This is a genomic window from Streptomyces sp. 1331.2, assembly GCF_900199205.1.
Classification (GTDB): Bacteria; Actinomycetota; Actinomycetes; order Streptomycetales; family Streptomycetaceae; genus Kitasatospora.
In genome coordinates this window covers 7,022,413-7,038,890 of sequence record NZ_OBMJ01000001.1, presented here as the reverse complement: position 1 = coordinate 7,038,890, position 16,478 = coordinate 7,022,413, and the positions used below count along the sequence as shown (strand labels likewise).

The window sequence follows — 16,478 nt, the reverse complement described above, 5'->3', positions numbered from 1 at the left end:
TGCGCTGCGGGAGTTGGGAGGAGGATGGTGCCCTTTCCGGCGGGGACGAGGGGGGAGACTCGATGACTGCGGAGACGACGGCGGACGGGGAGCGGGCGGGCGGGGAGCGGGCGGGCGGCACGCTCCACGGGCTGATCGAGCGGCACGCCCGCCGCACGCCCACGGCGGTGGCGGTGCGCTGCGGCGAACAGGAGCTGACGTACGGGCAGTTGGACGAGCGGGCGGAGCGGCTGGCCGCCGTGCTGGCCGAGCGCGGGCTGGCCCCGGGCGGGCGGGCGGCGGTCGCACTGGGCCGGGGCACCGCGGTGTACGTGGCGCTGCTGGCCGTGCTGAAGGCCGGGGTCGCGTACGTCCCGGTGGAGCCGACCGCGCCCGACGCGCTGCTGCGGCACGTGCTGGCGGACGCGGCGCCGGACGTGGTGGTCACCGAGGAGGCCCACCGGATCCGGCTGGCGGACGCGGCCGGGGCGCAGGTCGCACCGGTGGCACGGGTGGCGCAGCTGGTCTGCGTGGACACGGCCGCGCCCGCACGGGCGCCGTTCGCCCCGCCGGAGGTCGGCCCGTCCGACCTGGCCTGCGTCTTCTACACCTCCGGGTCCACCGGCCTGCCCGCCGGAGCGCTGGTCGAGCACCGCAACCTGCTGGCCGCGTACGAGGGTTGGCGCGAGGCGTACGGCCTGTCGGCCGAGGACCGGATCCTGCAGACGGCGAGCCTGGAGTTCGACGTCTTCACCGCCGACTGGGTGCGCGCGCTGTGCACCGGCGCGACGCTGGTGGTCACGCCGTTCAACCTCACCCTGGACCGCACCGCCGACCTCGGGGCGCTGCCCGCCCTGGTCGCCGCCGAGCGGATCACCGTGCTGGAACTGAACGTGCGCACCGCGCGCCGGCTGACCGCTCTGCTCGCCGCCGGCGGCGGGGGCCTGCCCGGGGTGCGGCTGCTCACCGTGGGCGCCGAGAAGTGGTACCTGGACGAGCAGTTGGGCCTGCAGCGGCTGCTCGGCGAGGGCACCAGGGTGCTGAACGTGTACGGGCTGGCCGAGGCCACCGTGGACAGCACCTACTTCGACGCGCAGGGCACCGCAGCCGCGGAGGGCGCCGAGCGGGTCTCGCTGGTCGGCCGGCCCTTCCCCGGCACCCGGGTGTACGTGCTGGGGCCGGACGGCACTCCCGTCGAGCACGGGACGACCGGCGAGATCGCGATCGGCGGCGCGGGGCTGACCCGCGGCTACCTCGGCCGGCCGGCGGACACCGCCCGCCGCTTCGTCCGGGCGGACTTCGACCCGGACGGGCGGGTGCTGCTGACCGGCGACCTCGGGGTGTTGCGGGCGGACGGCGTGCTGGAGTTCACCGCGCGGGCCGCGAACGTGCTCGGGCCGGTCCCGCACGCCCGGAAGGCGTCGGTGGTCTCCCGGGTGGTGGCGGCGGCCCGGGCCGAGGGCCTGCTGCGCGCCCACCCGGCGGTGCGGGAGGCCGTCGTGGTGGAGGTGGACGTGCGGCCCGGGCAGCGCAGGGAGGTCGGCTACGCGGTGACGGACCCGGCGGCGGACGGCGCGGACGGCTGGTCGCTCTCGCAGTACCTGACGGCGGAGCTGCCGGCCGGGGAGGTGCCCGCGGCGGTCGTCCCGTTGCCGGAGCTGCCGCGCACCCGGGCGGGCAAGCTGGACCGCGCGGCCCTGCCGCTGCCGGCCCCGCCGCAGCACGCCGCCCCGGCCCGCTCGGGCAAGGCCGGGTCCCGGCCGGCCGGATCCCGCAAGGGCGGCGGCAAGGCCGGGGCGGGGGTGGCGCGGAGGGCCCGACGAGTTGCTTCGCGGTGGCCGTGGTGGTGCTCGGGGCGTTCTTCGCCTGGGTCACCACCGACTTCTTCTTCCCCGGTTCGACGGACCTCTCGGGGGTGCCCGCCGGCTACCACCTCGGCTTCGATCTGCTCTACCTGTGCGAGAACCTCGCCTTCGGCGCGGGGGCGGCCTTCCTGCTCTTCGGCCTCCCGGCGGTGCTGCGGCAGGGCCGCTCGCTCGGGCTGTCCGTCTGCACTTACGTGGCGGTGGTCTGGCTGCTCGCCTCCTGGTGGCCGCAGGACAACCTCTACCGGCTCACCGACCCCACGGACTGGTCCCGCGAGACGACGATGGTCCTGGTCTTCAACATCCCGCTGATGCTGGCGGCGACCGTGGTGGTGGTCTTCCTGCTGAGCAGGCCGCGCGCCGGGAAGGGCTGACCGGCGCTCACCTCAGGGCCTCGAACATCCCCGCCAGCCCCTGGTTCGCGGCCGCGAGCAGCGCCTCGGCCGCGTCCAACGCCTCGGTGTCCGGCCCGGCCAGGGCGAGGCCGACGACGGGCTCCGGCTCGTGGCAGGCGGTCGGGATCAGCGGCAGCAGGGTGACGCCGAGGCGGGCGCAGCGCGGCCGCAGCCGCTCCAGGTGGTCGTGCAGCGCCGCCGGGGCCAGCCGGGCGCCGAGCGGCATCCCGTCCAGGGTGCGGACCAGGTGGCCGGGGCCGCGCACCCGGTCGAGACGGGCGCGCAGGACGAAGGCGACGGCCGGGCCGGTGAGCCGCAGGTTGATCTCGGTGGGGGCGAGCCGGCGCTGCCGGTCGGTGACGAAGTCGACGTCGTACCAGCCGCGGTAGCCCTCGGCGGCCAGCCGCTCGCCCACGGCCAGGGCGAACCCGCGGGCCGTCTCGGCGGCGTCCCTGGGCACCGCGCCGGGCCCGACGGTGACGCCCTGGTAGCGGGTGCCGGCCACGTCCATGACGCCCGCGCCGACCGGGTGGACGGTGCCGTCCGGGCCGACCACGGCGTCGTAGGTGAGGTCACGCAGCCGGGCGGCCGGGCCCGGGTCGACGTACTCCTCCAGCAGCAACTCGCCCTCGGGCGGCAGGACCTCGGTCCGCACCAGGCGCCGCAGCAGGGCCCCGCCGCCGCCCGCGGCGAACAGTTCGGCGGGCTCGACCACCACGGTGCCGTAGCCGCCGACGCCGTACGGGCTCTTCAGCACGGTGGTCCGGCCGCGGGCGGCGCGGGCGGTGAGCCGACGGGCGGCCCGGCGGCGGCCGTCCGCGCGTTCCTGCTGCGGGACGGTGATCCCGGGGTGTCCGGGGGCGAGGGCGGTGAACAGGCCGTGGGCGGCGGCCTTGGACTCGTAGCGGCGTACGGCGGCCAGCTCGGGCCCCTCGCCCTGCGCGGCGTTGCGGCCCCAACCGACCACCGGGTGGCCGGAGTCGGCGATCCAGGCGGCCAGCGCGGGGCGGGCGGCGAGCGCCTCGGCCACCGTCCGGTCGGGCGCCACCCCGCTGTGCACCTCGACCTGGCCCCAGGCCAACTCCCGGGCCAGCCAGTCGGTCCACTCGGGGGCGACCTCGCCGGGCAGCACCAGCAGGGCCGGTTCGGGGCTGTAGCAGACGGCCAGGCAGGCGTAGTGGTGCGCCTGCCGCAGCCGGCGCAGGCGCTGGGCCGCGTCCATGCCGCTCGGGAAGAACTGCGCGTTGAAGTCCGCGACGTCGCCCACGTGGACCGCCGCCCGGCCGCCGGTCCAGGCCCCCACCCATCCGTCCATGGGGCGGAAGCCTAGTAGGGCCTGGTCAGGTCGGTGCCGTGGTGGCGTGTCCTGGGGAGTAGGTGGCGCGTTGTTGGTGTGTGACACCTGGGGAGATGGCCGAGGTCCGGGAGGACCTGGAGGCGTTCACGGCGGGGTTGTTCGAAGCGTTCACGCGCGCTGACCAGCGGCGTTGGGGGCAGGCGTACGTGCGTGGGCTGCTCCTGGACGGCAAGCGGAAGTCGGTGGAGCCGATGGCCGCGCGGCTCGGGGAGGACGGAAACCGGCAGGCTCTCGCGCACTTCGTCACGACAAGCCCCTGGGATCCGGCACATGTCCGGGCCCGTTTGTCCTGGAGGATGCAGGACGCCATCGATCCGACCGCGCTGATCATCGACGACACGGGGTTCCTCAAGGACGGCGACGCGTCGGCGTGTGTGTCGCGGCAGTACACCGGAACCGCGGGCAAGGTCACCAACTGCCAAGTGGGCGTCTCGCTCCACTTGGCCCGTGACCACGCCTCGGCGCCGGTCAACTGGCGGCTGTTCCTCCCCGCGTCCTGGGACCCCGAATCGACGAAGGCCGACCCGGACAAGGTCGCCCGGCGAGACCGGTGCGGCATCCCCGCAGGCCTGGGCCACGTGGAGAAGTGGCAGCTGGCCCTGGACATGATCGACGAGACCCGGTGCTGGGGTGTCCACGTCCCGCTCGCCATCGCCGACGCCGGATACGGCGACGCCGCGGCCTTCCGCCTCGGCCTCCAGCAACGCGGCCTGCACTACGTGCTGGGGATCTCCACCACGCCGACCGCGCACCCTGCCGAAGCCCGGCCCGTCACGCCCGCCTACAGCGGCACCGGCCGGCCGCCGGTGGCGAAGTACCCGGACAAGGCCCGCAGTGTGAAGGACCTGGCCATCGCTGCCGGGCCGAAAGCGGCCAGGCCGGTGTCGTGGCGGGAGGGGTCGCGCCCAGGCAAGGCGAAGAGCGGCTTCAAGCGGATGTATTCGCGCTTCGTGGCGCTGCGGATCCGCCCGGCCGGACGCGAGATCCGCGACGCCACCGAGGGCGTGGAGCTGGCCGAGTGCTGGCTGCTGGCCGAATGGCCCGCCAAGGAAGCCGAGCCGGTCCAGTTCTGGCTCTCGAACCTGCCCGCCGACACCCCGCTGACCACTCTGGTGCGAATGGCCAAGCTCCGCTGGCGGATCGAGCACGACTACCGGGAGATGAAACAGGCCCTCGGCCTGGCCCACTTCGAGGGCCGCACGTTCACCGGCTGGCATCACCACGTCACGCTCGTCTCTCTCGCCCACGCGTTCTGCACCCTGCGCAGACTGGCCACCGCCCCAAAAGACGCGGGGCCGGCCTGAGCCTCTACCAAGTCGTCCGCGAGCTCCAGATCCTTCTGGCGACCTGGGCCGGCGCCTGCCCCACCTGCCACCGCGACATACCCACACGAAAACAGACCTGACCAAGCCCTACTAGGGCCTGGGGGCGTCGGGCGGGGCAGCGATGGTGCTATCCGTCCATCACGACGGCACTGTGGACGCCTTGTTAACTTTCGATCATTTTTGACAGTCCAAGGACACAACTTGGCAAAGTTATGACCTTTCCCCTAGCTGGACCTGACTGATCGCCGTCAATCTCTGAGCCAGCTCCTTTCCCTGCAGCTAACCCCCACTGGAGTTCAGAGTGACCCCCACGTCCTCCTTCCGCCGTGCCCGCGTGGCCGCGGCCGCCGCCGTCGTCGCCGCCGCCCTCGCCGGTGCGACCGTCCCCGCCGCCACCGCCTCCGCCGCCACCGACCCGCGCGAGGCCGCGATATCCCAGGCCCGCGCCAACGTCGCCCACAACACCTCGGTGTTCGGCTTCGGCACCGGCCAGGACCTCGTGGTCAAGGACGTCGTGATCGACGCCGACGGCACCTCGCACGTCCGCTTCGACCGCACCTACCAGGGCCTTCCCGTCGTCGGCGGCGACCTGGTCGTCCACCAGGACGCCAAGGGCCGGCTCAAGGACACCTCCCGCGCGGCCGCCCACGACGCCGCCGTGAAGTCCACCGTCCCCAAGGTGCCCGCCCAGTCCGGCGCCGCCAACGCGCTCTCCGCCGCCCCCGGCGTCCAGGACGCCGTCAGCACCCCCGAACTGGTCGTCTGGGCCGCCGACGGCACGCCCCGGCTCGCCTGGCGCACCACCGTCGAGGGCACCGGCGAGCACGGCCAGCCGGCCGGCCGGATCGTCGTCACCGACGCCACCACCGGCGAGCAGATCGAGGCCTACGACGCCGAGCACCAGGCCACCGGCACCGGCAACTCCGAGTACACCGGCACGGTCAGCATCGACACCACCGCCACCTCCGGCGGCTACACCCTGACCGACCCGATCCGCGGCACCGTCACCAAGGACGCCCACAACCTCTCCTCCAGCTCGGTCAAGGCGACCTCCGGCACCGCGTTCACCAGCACCACCAACGTCTGGGGCGACGGCAAGAAGTTCTCCACCGACCGCTCCACCGCGGCAGTCGACGCCCACGCCAACACCGCCTGGACGTACGACTACTACAAGAACACCTTCGGCCGGAACGGCATCAAGAACGACGGCAAGGGCGCCACCGTCTTCGTCCACGTCGGCACCAACTGGGACAACGCCCAGTGGTCCGACAGCTGCTTCTGCATGATGACCGGCGACGGCAACGGCACCACCGACCCCGAGCAGGTCGACCTCGACACCATGGGCCACGAGATGACCCACGGCGTCACCAGCGCCACCGCCAACCTGCGCTACAGCGGCGAGTCCGGCGGCCTCAACGAGTCCACCAGCGACATCTTCGGCACCATGGTGGAGTGGTACGCCAACAACAAGGTGGACACCCCCGACTACCTCTTCAGCGACCAGTCCACCCCGCCGTGGCTGCGCCGCTTCGACAAGCCCTCGCTGGACGGCTCCTCGGCGGACTGCTGGAGCAGCTCGGTCGGCCGCCTGGACGTGCACAACTCCTCGGGCGTCGGCAACCACTGGTTCTACCTGGCCAGTGAGGGCAGCGGCAGCAAGACCATCAACGGCTTCACCTACAACAGCCCCACCTGCAACAACTCCACGGTGACCGGCATCGGCAACCAGAAGGTCGCCAAGATCTGGTACCGCGCACTGACCGTCTACATGACCTCCACCACCAACTACAAGGGCGCCCGCGCCGCCTCGCTGAGCGCAGCCAAGGACCTCTACGGCCTCAACAGCACCGAGTACAAGGCCGTCGCGGCGGCCTGGAGCGGCGTCAACGTCAACTGACGTACGGCCGCTCGTGGTCGAGCCCTCAGAAGGTGAACCCGACGTGGCAGTGGTCGTGGTGGGTGTCGTCGGTGAAGAACCGGTTCCCGGCCCCCGGGATCGCCACCGGCCCGCCCACGTTGTACGAACCGGCCGCGGCCGCGTCCCGCATGAAGGACTCGACCAGCTGCCGGGGCGTGGCCGGGTCCACCACGGCCATCCCGTCGATCCGCCAGACGTCGAAGGCCCGGCCCAGCGGATGGTCGCTGGGCCGGGACGTCCCGAACACGTCCAACGGGTGGCCGGTCCGCACCACGCTCACCGACAGCGTGTACGGGCCGGCCAACCGCAGCATCGCCTCCGGCACGCTGTCGTGGACGGTACCGCTGCGCAGGTCGGCCGCCGCCTCGGGCGGCAGCTCGATCCGCGGCTCGGCCAGCACCCGGGCCACCGCCGAGGTCGGCGCCGCGGCGGCCGGGCCGGCGACCCCCGGGTGCAGCTCGGTGACGGTCCAGCGCGGCTCGGCCCGGCTCAGCCGGACGTCCACCGTGGTGCCGCCCCCGGCCACCGAACCGTCCGGGCCCCGGGTCCACTGCCGGCACACCACCAGCACGCTCGCCGAATCGGCGAGGATCCCGCCGTACTGGGCGACGACCACCTCCAGGCTCGCCTCCGGCGCCGCCGGGGCCAGCGGACCCGCCTGGTCGGCCAGCGCGGGCGGCAGCCCGAGCGCCGCCACCCGGGCCCGGGCCGGCTCCACGCCCTGGCCGCCGGGCGGCCAGGCGCCGAGCGCGGCGACCAGTTCGACGGCCCGGCGCTTGACGTCGGGTTGGATCTCGGCCGGGCCGGGCTGCCAGAGCGGCGGCTCGGGCAGCGGGGTGGGGGTTTGCGTCGGGGTGGGCGTGGGCGTCCGGGTGCCCGGTGGTTCGGGCGTCGGCGGGCTCGGACTCGTGCCCGCCGACCGCGGGTTGCCCCCGCTCGTACACCCCGCCGCGCCCAGCAGCAGCGCCGCCGCGCCCGCCCGCAGCACCCCGCGCCGGTCCGCGGTCGGTCGTCCGCCGTCTGCGCCGTCTCCACTCGTCACGCGGTCAGTATGCGGCCCGCTCCGGCACGACAGCCGGACGTCGCGGTCAGGCCGCGGCGGTCCCCCCGTCACGTGCAGCGCTCGCCCGCGGCACCAGGACCAGCCCGAGCAGGCAGCCCACCAGCAGGCCGGCGCCGTGGTTGTTGCGCAGCGCACAGAGGAACACGGCGGCCGCCGGGACGAGCAGGAGGTACCAGTGCGCCTTCAGTCCGGGGCCGGGCACGGTTCCGCGCACGTTCCCGCGCAGCAGGCAGACGACGGCCAGGGCGCCCAGCAGACCGCAGACGGCCACCGAGTCGCCGCCGCCGCGCGGCGACCAGCCGGCCAGGCTCACCACGTGGGCGAGGACGCCACTGACCAGGAAGACGGCCAGGGTCCGCCACCACCCCAGGACCGTCTCGGCGACGGCCCCGATCACCAGCAGGGCCGGCAGGTTGAACGCGATCTGGCCGAGGCCCGAGGACTGCACCAGCAGCGCCGTCCCCGCCCGCCACCACTGCCCGTCGGACAGCGCACCCGGCTGCCGCATCAGGTCGTCCACCGCGGCGGGCACGGCGTACTGGACGACGGCCATCACCGCCATCACCGCGAACAGCGCGATCGTGACCCAGGGCCGACGCGCCAGGGCGCCGCGGACGACGGCAAGCACCTCGCCCGGCCCGCCGGCCGCCGCTCCACCGACTGCCGCGCCGCCGGCTCCCGCGCCACCGCCCGCCGGACCGTCGGGGCCGGCCCCGGCCACCACCAGCGTCCGCAGGCCCACGCCGACCACCACAGCCGCGCTCGCGTACAACCCGATCTCGTGCGGCGACATCGCCGACCCCCCGTCAGAACGGACCCGGGCGACTCCCGCCCCGTCACCGCCCCATCGTCCCAGGTCGGACCGGAACCACCTATTCCTGCTCGCGCTCCGGGGGCCGCAGGGCGTAGCCGGCCTCGGTCCGCTCGATCCAGGACGGCCGGCCGAGCTTCAACCTCAGGACCGAGATGGGGTACCTGAGCTCCACCGGGTTGAGCAGGACGCCCCAGACCCGCAGGAGGATCGTGTCCGGCGCGTGCACGCCCTCGCCCAGCTCGATCAGGCCGCGCAGCAACTTGGCGTCCTGGCGGGTGAGTTGTGCCTCGCGGCCGTCCACGGTGGCGGTCCGGGCGTCGAGGTCGAGGACGAGGCGGCCGTCGAAGGCGGTCAGGGTGCCTTGCGTGGCGTCCGTGCCGTTCGTGTTCTCCGTGCCCTTCGTGCCCTTCGTGCCCTTCGTGCCCTTCGTGCTGTCGCCGTTCACGCCGGGCAGCCTAACCGGCGGCTCCGGGCGGCGACCAGGCCGCGGTCCAACCGGCCAGCTCCGCCGGGCGGTTGGTGATGATGCCGTCCACACCGGCGTCCGTGAGGGCCTTCCAGCGGGCGGGCTGGTCGACCGTCCAGACGTTGACGGCGATCCCGGCGGCGTGCAGGTCCGCGAGGGCTCCGGGGCGGGCGGAGAGTGCTTCGTCCGAGGGGTTGTAGGCGGCCAGGCCGAGTTCGCGGGCGGTGGCGACCGGGTCGGCGTCCAGAGCGGAGCGCAGCAGGCCGAGCGGCAGTTCGGGGGCCAGTTCGCGGGTGTGGCGCAGAGCGTCCACCTCGAAGCTCTGGACGAAGACCCGGTCGGTCATGCCGTGGTCGCGGACCTCGCGGACGATCCGGGCGACCTCGTCTCGGGTGTGCGGTCCCTTGATCTCCAGCAGCAGCTTGCCGCCCCGGGTGCGCAGGTCCTCCAGCTGGGCGGCGAGGGTGGGCAGCCGGGTGCCCGCGTAGGCCGGGGCGAACCAGGAGCCTGCGTCCAGTGCGTCCAGCTGGGCGGCGGTCAGGTCGCGGATCCGGCCGGTGCCATTGGTGGTACGGTCCACGGTCTCGTCGTGCAGGACGTAGGGGACGCCGTCCTTGCTGGGCTGCACGTCGTCCTCGATCCACGCGGCGCCGGCCCGGCGGGCCACCTCGTCGGACACCAGGGTGTTCTCGGGGGCGGCGGAGGAGGCGCCGCGGTGGGCGAAGACGGTCGGCGGCGCACCGGCCGGACGGAGCCACCCGCCGGGCGCGGCTGCCGCCTGCGGGACCTGCTGCGGGGCCGATTGCGGGACCGCCGACCGTACGGGGGCGCCGGTGAGCGCCACCGTGCCGAAGGCGGCCGCGAGCAGGGCGGCGACGAGGGCGCTCCGGCGGGGGCGGGGGTGCCGGCTGGGTGTCATGTATCGAACGCTACGGACGTCGGCCGGATCCGGCCAGACGACACCGGACCGCCCGGCCGACATTACGGTAGGCGGACGAACACATCGTCATCTCTCCCCCAGCGGCGCCAGCAGCGCCTCCGCCGACGCCGTCCGCGCGTACAGCACCGAGCGCCCCGCCCGGTGGGCGCTGACCAGGTGCGCGTCCCGCAGGGCCGTCAGGTACTGGGAGACCGCCGAGGCGGAGAGCCCGGTGCGCTGCGCGAGTTCGGTCGTGGAGGCCGGGGCCACGAGCTCCGTCAGCAGCCGGGCGCGGGAGCGGCCGAGGACGGCGGCCAGCGCCTCGGTGCCCGCCACCGGGGCGGTCGTGGTCCACAGGCTGCCGATGCCGCGGGCCGGGTACGCCAGCTGCAGCGGGTCGGGCGGGACGAGGCGGGTGTAGAGCGCGGGCCCGGTGAAGGCGGACGGGACGAGCAGCAGGCCCGCCCCGGCGGTGCGGCCCGGCAGCGGGCGGGTGCGGTGACGCAGCCGCAGGGTGTCCTCGGTCCAGCGGAGTTCGGTGTGCAGGTCGTTCAGGGCGTGCGCCGCGCCGTGTTCGGCGGCCTGGCGGGCGCGGTGCAGCACGTCCGCATCCAGGACGGCGCGGATCCGTGCCCAGTACGGGGCGAGCGCGAGTTCCCAGTACGCCTCGACCGCTTCGGTGAGCCGGCCGAGCCCTGCGGCCGGGTCGGTGTACAGGGCGCGCAGCCGGGGGCCGAGGCCGCCGCGGCCCTCCTGACGCCGGTCGTCCTGCAGCCGGTCGAGCTCGCGGCGGACCTGCCCGGTCGGGGTGGCCCGGATCGCGGCCAGCTCCTCATCCAGGGTGGGGGCGGGCCCGGCGGGCGTGGGGTTGAGGAAGTCCGGCACGTACCCGGCGGGCGGGACCAGCTCGGCGAGCAGGGCGTACGCCGGGCCGAGCGTCGCCAGCCGTGGCCGCACCTGCTCCGCCCAGGGGCGGTGGACGGGGTGGGCGAGCCCCGAGCCCAGCAGCCGCAGGCTCGGGCCGACCTCCCACATCGGGCAGACGGCGAAGCGCATCCGCGCCAGGTCACCCGCCGTGAACAGCAGTTCGGCCGCCAAGCCCGCACCCCCGTGGATTCAGACATGTTCGAATCATTGGCGGTCAGGCTAGTTCATTGCCGATCATGATCGACATGACTTCGGAGACCACCCCCACCGCCCCCGTAACCACCACCCCCGTGACCGCCGCCGCCTCCGGCACCTGGACGCTCGGCGACCGCACCGTCCACCGCATCGGCTTCGGCACGATGCGCCTGCCGCAGACGGGCCCGGCGCTCGTCCCGCACGCCGTCCCGCGCGACCGCGAGCAGGCCCTGCGGGTGCTGCGCCGCGCGGTCGAACTCGGCGTCAACCACATCGACACCGCCGCCTTCTACTTCTCCCGGCTCCGCTCCGCCAACGAGCTGATCAACCGGGCGCTCGCGCCGTACGGCGACGACCTGGTGATCGCCACCAAGGTCGGCCCGGCCCGCGGCCTCGACGGCGAGTGGGCGGAGCACGCCCGCACCCCCGAGCGGCTGCGCGCCCAGGTCGAGCAGAACCTGCGCGAGCTCGGCCGCGACCACCTCGACCTGGTCAACCTGCGGATCCACAGCACCGACTCCGTCGCCGAACGCTTCGGCGCCCTCGCCGAGTTGCGGCAGGCCGGGCTGATCCGCCACCTCGGCCTCTCCAACGTCCGCCCGCACCAGCTCGCCGAGGCGCAGGCCATCGCCCCCGTGGTGTGCGTGCAGAACCCGTACGGCATCGGCGCCTCGCCCGAACAGGACGAGCTGCTGCGGCTCTGCGGCGAGCAGGGCATCGCCTTCGTCCCCTTCTACGCGATCGCCGGCGCGGGGCGGGAGGGCGGCGCGAGCGGCGCGAGCGAGGCCGAACCCACGCAGGTACGGGCGGTGGCCGAGGCCCGCGGGATCAGCACCGCGCAGGTGCGGCTGGCCTGGACGCTGCACCGGGGCCCGCACGTCCTGGCCATCCCCGGCACCGGCGACGTGGCGCACCTGGAGGACAACATCGCCGCCGGCGAACTGCGGCTGACCGCCGAGGAACTGGCCCTGCTGGACGAGGCCCACGCCGGCTGAACCGACACCGACCGGTCGGGCCCACGCCGGCCGAGCCGGAACCGGCCGAGGCTCGTGGTGCGTCGCTCCGGGACGACAAGGCACCGATGATCGCCGAGGAGTCCCGGAGCATGACCGACCACGCCACCCGCTACCTCTACCTGGCCCGCCACGGCGAGGCCGCGCACACCGAGGGCGGCGGGCTGACCGCCGCCGGGCGCCGGCAGGCCACCCTGCTGGGCCGGCGGCTGGCGGGCCGGCCGATCACGGCGGTGCACCACGGCCCGCTGCCCCGGGCCGCCGAGACCGCGCGGCTGGTCGCGGAGCAGTTGGACGGCGTGCTCCCGACGGTGTGCGAGGAGGCCGGGGACTACCTGCCGTACCTGCCCGAGCGGGCCGAACTTCCCGAGGAGAGTGCGGAGTTCCTGCTGGATTTCCTGTCGCACGCCACCCCGGAGGAGTGCGCGAGCGGTGCGGTGCTGGCGCCGCGCGCGGTCGAGCGGTTCACCGGGCCGGTGGCGGGCGGCGAGGAGCGGCACGAACTGGTCGTCACCCACGCCTTCCTGGTCGGCTGGCTGGTCCGGCACGCCCTGGACGCCCCGGCCTGGCGCTGGCTCGGCCTCAACGTCGCCAACGCGGGCCTGACGGTGCTGCGGTACGCCCCCGGCCGGCCACCGTCCGTCCTGCTGCTGAACGACCAGGGCCACCTGCCCGAGGAGCTGCGCTGGACCGGATTCCCGGCCGCACTGCGCTTTTGACGCCTGCCGGCGCCTGTTCGAGGCCTGTTCGAGGCCTGCTGACTCCTGTTGGCGCCTGCCGAGACCTTGTCCACGCCCCGTCGACAAAAATATGCAGACCGGTCTACTATCGCCGCATGGGAGTCAAGGGCGAGGAGACCCGGGCCCGGCTGATCGCCGGCACCAGGGAACTGATCGAGGCACAGGGCTACTTCGGGACGGGCCTGAACCGGATCGTGGCCGGCACCGGCGCACCGCGCGGCTCGCTCTACTTCCACTTCCCCGGCGGCAAGGACCAGTTGGTGGCGGCCGCCCTCACCGAGGCCGGCCAGGAGGTCGAGGCACTGATCGCCGCCCTGGCCGCCGAGGGCGCCGACACCGCCACCCTCGCCGACCGCCTCATCGAGGCCTTCGCCGAGCGCCTGGCGCAGTCCGACTACGCCAGCGGCTGCCCGATCGCGACCGTCGCCCTGGAGACGGCGGGCACCAACGAGGCGCTGCGGACCGTCTGCGCCGAGGTGTACGCGAGCTGGCAGCAGGTCCTGACCGCCCGTCTGGAGGCTGAAGGCTTCGGCCCGGCCGAGGCCGAGACCGCCGCCGGCCAGACCCTCGCCCTGCTGGAGGGCGCCGTCCTGCTCGCCTCCGTCCGACGCAGCCGCGAGCCCCTGGACCACGCCCGGCACGCCGTCCGGCACCTGCTCGGCATCAAGTAGCGGCACGGGGCCGACGGGCACGCCGCACTCCGAGCGGCGCACCCGTCCTCGTACGTCCAAAAAATATGCAGACCGGTCTACTGATTCCCGACTCCTGGAGTACCGCATGGCGTCCCTCCCGCCCCGCACCCCGCCCCGCACCCTCGTCCTCGGCGCCACCGGCTTCCTCGGCCGTTGGCTCCTCCTCGAACTCCTCACCCGCGGCGAGCCCGTGGCCGCCGCCGTCCGCGACAGCGACCGCGCGGCCGCCCTCCGCCACTGGCTGCGCGTCCACGACGCCGACGACGCCGCCCTGACCACCGTCGCCGCCGACCTCACCCGCCCCGGCCTCGGCCTCTCCCCCGAGGACGACGCCCGGCTCACCGAGGTCCGCGACGTCCACAACCTCGCCGCCCGCTACGACTTCGGCCTCACCCGCGCCCAGGCCGAGCCCGCCAACGTCCACGGCGCCCTGCACGCACTGGAGTGGTCCGCGACCCGTCCCCGGCTGCGCCGCCTGGTCCACCTCTCCGGCTACCGGGTCGGCCGCGACCCCCAGCCGCGCCACCCGCTGGACGAGCGCGCCACCGCCGCCCTCTACACCCGCCTCGGCGCGTACGAGGCGTCCAAGCAACTCGGCGACGCCGCCGTCCGCGTCACCGCACCCCGCCTCGGCGTCCCCCTCACCACCGTCAACCCGAGCAGCGTGATCGGCCACTCGCGCACCGGCGAGGCCGGCCAGTACCTCGGCCTGGCCCAGCTGGTCCGCCGGCTCCACCGCGGCCGCCTCCCCCTGCTGCCCGGCACCCGCCGCACCTTCCTGCCCGTCGTCACCGTCGACCACCTGGCCCGTTTCCTCGCCGTCGTGCCCGACCACGACCGCGCCCCCGTCCAGGCCCACACCGTCCTCGACCCCGACACCCCCCTCCTCCCCGAGCTGATCGCCCTCCTCGCCACCCACCTCGGCGTCCGCCCACCCCGCGGCCTGGTCCCCGTCCCGCTCGTCCGCCGTCTCCCCCGCGCCCTCACCGGCGCCGACCCGGAGACCCTCACCTTCCTCTCCGAGGACCGCTACGACACCACCTCCGCCGACCACCTCAGCGCCGCAGCCGGCCTCACCCAGCCACCCCTCACCCCTGCCCTCACCCGCTGGGCCACCCGCCTGGTCGAGGAGGACTTCGGCACGAAGTGAGGCTGCTCCCGGACCTTGCGCAGGAAGTCGGCCCGCCCGACTTCCTGCGCATCAGTTCCCCCGGCCACTGCTTCGTCCACTCCGTCGGCGACGACAACGCCGTGGATCAGCCGAGCTGCGGCATGACCTCGGACGCGATCCACTGCATCGCCCGTTCCACGTGGTCAGCCGCCACGGGAAGCCACAGGGTGCAGACGGCGAGACCCGATTCCGCGAGCTTCCCCAAAGCGTCGACGACGGTCGCCGCGGTGGGCGCAAGGCCACCGAGGGGCTGCCCCGGCGGCGGGACGACCGCAGGAATCCCGGGAGGCGTGAGGAACACGGCCGAAGCGAGCGTCAGACGTTCGGCTCGCTCTTCGGTTTCGGCGAGCTCACGGAGACGGCGCCGTACGTCGGCGAGGTCCGCGGCGTCGACGCCGGTGCCGTACCAGCCGTCGCCGAACCGCAGTGCGCGGCGCAGCGCGGCGTCACTGTGGCCGCCGACCCACACCGGCGGGCCGCCTCGGGTCACCGGCGACACCCCCAGGCGGGCCGCGCGCAAGGTCGTGAACGGCCCCTCGAAGTCGGCGGGACGATTCGTCCACAGGGCCCTGGCGGCTGCGAGATGGTCGTCGGTGCGGGCGCCTCGTTCTCGGGAGGGTACGCCGACGGCCTCGAACTCGTCAGGGTTCCACCCGGTGCCGACGCCCAGGATCAGGCGGCCGCCGGACACGACGTCCAGCGTGGCCGCCTGGTTGGCGAGCACCAGCGCCGGATAGTACGGCGCGACGAGCACGGACGTCAGCAACCGCAGGCGGGTCGTCGCACCGGCGACGGCCGAGAGCAGGACGAGCGGGTCGGTGTCGAGACCGAATCCGCTGTCCAGGAGGCGGTTGCCGACTGCCACGTGGTCGAAGCCCAGCTGCTCGGCCTGCGAGGCGGCACGGAGCACGGCCGTTCCGTCCTCGACCGGCCAGCGTGGCTGGAGCGAGACACCGAGGCGCAACACGGACATGAGAAGGGCCTTTCAGTGGCGGTCCGGTGGACTGACACCACACCCAACACCCTTGCCACACCGGTTCATCCACGGAAGGGAGCGCGAACTTCCGCCGGCATCGGGCCGGATCCACGGCAACCCCTCGCTCGTCAGCCGGTTCGGGGATCGTACGCCTCCAGCACGATCGGCCGGATATCGTCCGTGTCCCCCAGGCGGTGGGCGAGCAGGCCGTACATGTCGTCGAGCTTGCCCCTGCTCAGGTAGACCTTCCGCCCGGTGAACATCAGCTCCGGCCTTACGAAGCGCACGAGGTGCGTGGCGAACGCCTCCAGTTCCCTCGCCGTGTCGGGAGGCAGGGCGACCGGGCAGGGCTGCCGGGGCGCGTCGCCGGCCGCGATCCGGCCGAGCCAGTCGGCCACGGCCTCGACCTCCCCCGGCGGCACACCGAGGGCCGCCGCGCAGCGCCGCAGGTCCGGCAGCACGAGCTGCTGCGTCTCCTCGGACCGCTCCACCTGCTCCGGAGCCGCCGCCCCGGGCGCCACGGTGATGAAGTTCGCGACCTGCGCCTGGACGGCGACCCGGGCCGTCACGTCCGACATCTCGTTGTGGACGCCCCCGCCCGAACCCTGCACCCCGAACTCCTCTGTGGCAGCGACGTGTTGGACCGCACCACCGAACGTACCG

General features: G+C 74.3%; 15 protein-coding genes. 7 read left to right on the top strand and 8 right to left on the bottom strand.

The window, feature by feature from the left end:
- The first annotated feature begins 62 nt into the window (after nucleotides 1-62).
- The gene (locus CRP52_RS30525; RefSeq protein WP_097239328.1) at nucleotides 63-2,156 is read left to right on the top strand and encodes an amino acid adenylation domain-containing protein; all 2,094 of its coding nucleotides are present in this window, start codon (nucleotides 63-65) and stop codon (nucleotides 2,154-2,156) included.
- Between the two features lie 69 nt (nucleotides 2,157-2,225).
- Here CRP52_RS30525 and CRP52_RS30520 read toward each other — a convergent pair whose 3' ends face one another.
- Nucleotides 2,226-3,554 carry a hypothetical protein gene (locus CRP52_RS30520; RefSeq protein WP_143685862.1) on the bottom strand — a complete coding sequence of 443 codons (1,329 nt, stop codon included), beginning with the start codon at nucleotides 3,552-3,554 and terminating at the stop codon, nucleotides 2,226-2,228.
- A gap of 95 nt (nucleotides 3,555-3,649) precedes the next feature.
- Between CRP52_RS30520 and CRP52_RS30515 the strand changes: the two genes are divergently transcribed.
- Entirely contained in the window at nucleotides 3,650-4,900 is a 1,251-nt protein-coding gene (locus CRP52_RS30515; protein WP_179852681.1) for an IS701 family transposase, read from the top strand.
- 322 nt (nucleotides 4,901-5,222) lie between these two features.
- Entirely contained in the window at nucleotides 5,223-6,818 is a 1,596-nt protein-coding gene (locus CRP52_RS30510; RefSeq protein WP_097239326.1) for a M4 family metallopeptidase, read from the top strand.
- Nucleotides 6,819-6,843: 25 nt separating this feature from the next.
- Here the strand turns inward: CRP52_RS30510 and CRP52_RS30505 are convergent, their stop codons facing one another.
- The 5 genes from CRP52_RS30505 to CRP52_RS30485 form a co-directional block, all read right to left on the bottom strand.
- Nucleotides 6,844-7,881 (bottom strand): hypothetical protein, encoded by a 1,038-nt coding sequence (locus CRP52_RS30505; protein ID WP_257032932.1) that lies wholly within the window; start codon nucleotides 7,879-7,881, stop codon nucleotides 6,844-6,846.
- A gap of 46 nt (nucleotides 7,882-7,927) precedes the next feature.
- A complete protein-coding gene (locus CRP52_RS30500) occupies nucleotides 7,928-8,695 on the bottom strand; it encodes a rhomboid family intramembrane serine protease (protein WP_097239325.1) in 768 nt (255 codons plus the stop codon).
- A gap of 79 nt (nucleotides 8,696-8,774) precedes the next feature.
- Nucleotides 8,775-9,161 carry a response regulator transcription factor gene (locus CRP52_RS30495; RefSeq protein ID WP_097239324.1) on the bottom strand — a complete coding sequence of 129 codons (387 nt, stop codon included), beginning with the start codon at nucleotides 9,159-9,161 and terminating at the stop codon, nucleotides 8,775-8,777.
- Between the two features lie 10 nt (nucleotides 9,162-9,171).
- Complete coding sequence (locus CRP52_RS30490; protein WP_218893136.1) at nucleotides 9,172-10,101, bottom strand: glycerophosphodiester phosphodiesterase; 930 nt, start codon at nucleotides 10,099-10,101, stop codon at nucleotides 9,172-9,174.
- A gap of 87 nt (nucleotides 10,102-10,188) precedes the next feature.
- Entirely contained in the window at nucleotides 10,189-11,199 is a 1,011-nt protein-coding gene (locus CRP52_RS30485; RefSeq protein WP_257032931.1) for an ArsR/SmtB family transcription factor, read from the bottom strand.
- Between the two features lie 65 nt (nucleotides 11,200-11,264).
- Between CRP52_RS30485 and CRP52_RS30480 the strand changes: the two genes are divergently transcribed.
- From CRP52_RS30480 to CRP52_RS30465, 4 genes are all read left to right on the top strand, one after another.
- Nucleotides 11,265-12,218 (top strand): oxidoreductase, encoded by a 954-nt coding sequence (locus CRP52_RS30480; protein WP_373560537.1) that lies wholly within the window; start codon nucleotides 11,265-11,267, stop codon nucleotides 12,216-12,218.
- A 110-nt stretch (nucleotides 12,219-12,328) separates the two neighbouring features.
- Nucleotides 12,329-12,955, top strand: coding sequence for a histidine phosphatase family protein (locus CRP52_RS30475; RefSeq protein WP_097240464.1), 627 nt, complete (start codon nucleotides 12,329-12,331; stop codon nucleotides 12,953-12,955).
- A 116-nt stretch (nucleotides 12,956-13,071) separates the two neighbouring features.
- Nucleotides 13,072-13,647, top strand: coding sequence for a TetR/AcrR family transcriptional regulator (locus CRP52_RS30470; RefSeq protein ID WP_097239322.1), 576 nt, complete (start codon nucleotides 13,072-13,074; stop codon nucleotides 13,645-13,647).
- A 106-nt stretch (nucleotides 13,648-13,753) separates the two neighbouring features.
- Nucleotides 13,754-14,818, top strand: a complete 1,065-nt coding sequence (locus tag CRP52_RS30465) for an SDR family oxidoreductase (RefSeq protein WP_097239321.1) — start codon at nucleotides 13,754-13,756, stop codon at nucleotides 14,816-14,818.
- A gap of 106 nt (nucleotides 14,819-14,924) precedes the next feature.
- Here the strand turns inward: CRP52_RS30465 and CRP52_RS30460 are convergent, their stop codons facing one another.
- Entirely contained in the window at nucleotides 14,925-15,749 is an 825-nt protein-coding gene (locus tag CRP52_RS30460; protein WP_257032930.1) for a TIGR03619 family F420-dependent LLM class oxidoreductase, read from the bottom strand.
- A 194-nt stretch (nucleotides 15,750-15,943) separates the two neighbouring features.
- Nucleotides 15,944-16,426 (bottom strand): hypothetical protein, encoded by a 483-nt coding sequence (locus CRP52_RS30455; protein WP_097239320.1) that lies wholly within the window; start codon nucleotides 16,424-16,426, stop codon nucleotides 15,944-15,946.
- Nucleotides 16,427-16,478 lie beyond the last annotated feature (52 nt).

Excerpts from the sequence above, each read along its gene's own strand:
- CRP52_RS30520 (WP_143685862.1), bottom strand. The coding sequence starts at position 3,554 with ATGGACGGATGGGTGGGGGCCTGGACCGGCGGCCGGGCGGCGGTCCAC.
- CRP52_RS30490 (WP_218893136.1), bottom strand. The coding sequence starts at position 10,101 with ATGACACCCAGCCGGCACCCCCGCCCCCGCCGGAGCGCCCTCGTCGCC.
- CRP52_RS30475 (WP_097240464.1), top strand. The coding sequence starts at position 12,329 with ATGACCGACCACGCCACCCGCTACCTCTACCTGGCCCGCCACGGCGAG.
- CRP52_RS30515 (WP_179852681.1), top strand. The coding sequence starts at position 3,650 with ATGGCCGAGGTCCGGGAGGACCTGGAGGCGTTCACGGCGGGGTTGTTC.
- CRP52_RS30500 (WP_097239325.1), bottom strand. The coding sequence starts at position 8,695 with ATGTCGCCGCACGAGATCGGGTTGTACGCGAGCGCGGCTGTGGTGGTC.
- CRP52_RS30480 (WP_373560537.1), top strand. The coding sequence starts at position 11,265 with ATGATCGACATGACTTCGGAGACCACCCCCACCGCCCCCGTAACCACC.
- CRP52_RS30525 (WP_097239328.1), top strand. The coding sequence starts at position 63 with ATGACTGCGGAGACGACGGCGGACGGGGAGCGGGCGGGCGGGGAGCGG.
- CRP52_RS30465 (WP_097239321.1), top strand. The coding sequence starts at position 13,754 with ATGGCGTCCCTCCCGCCCCGCACCCCGCCCCGCACCCTCGTCCTCGGC.
- CRP52_RS30470 (WP_097239322.1), top strand. The coding sequence starts at position 13,072 with ATGGGAGTCAAGGGCGAGGAGACCCGGGCCCGGCTGATCGCCGGCACC.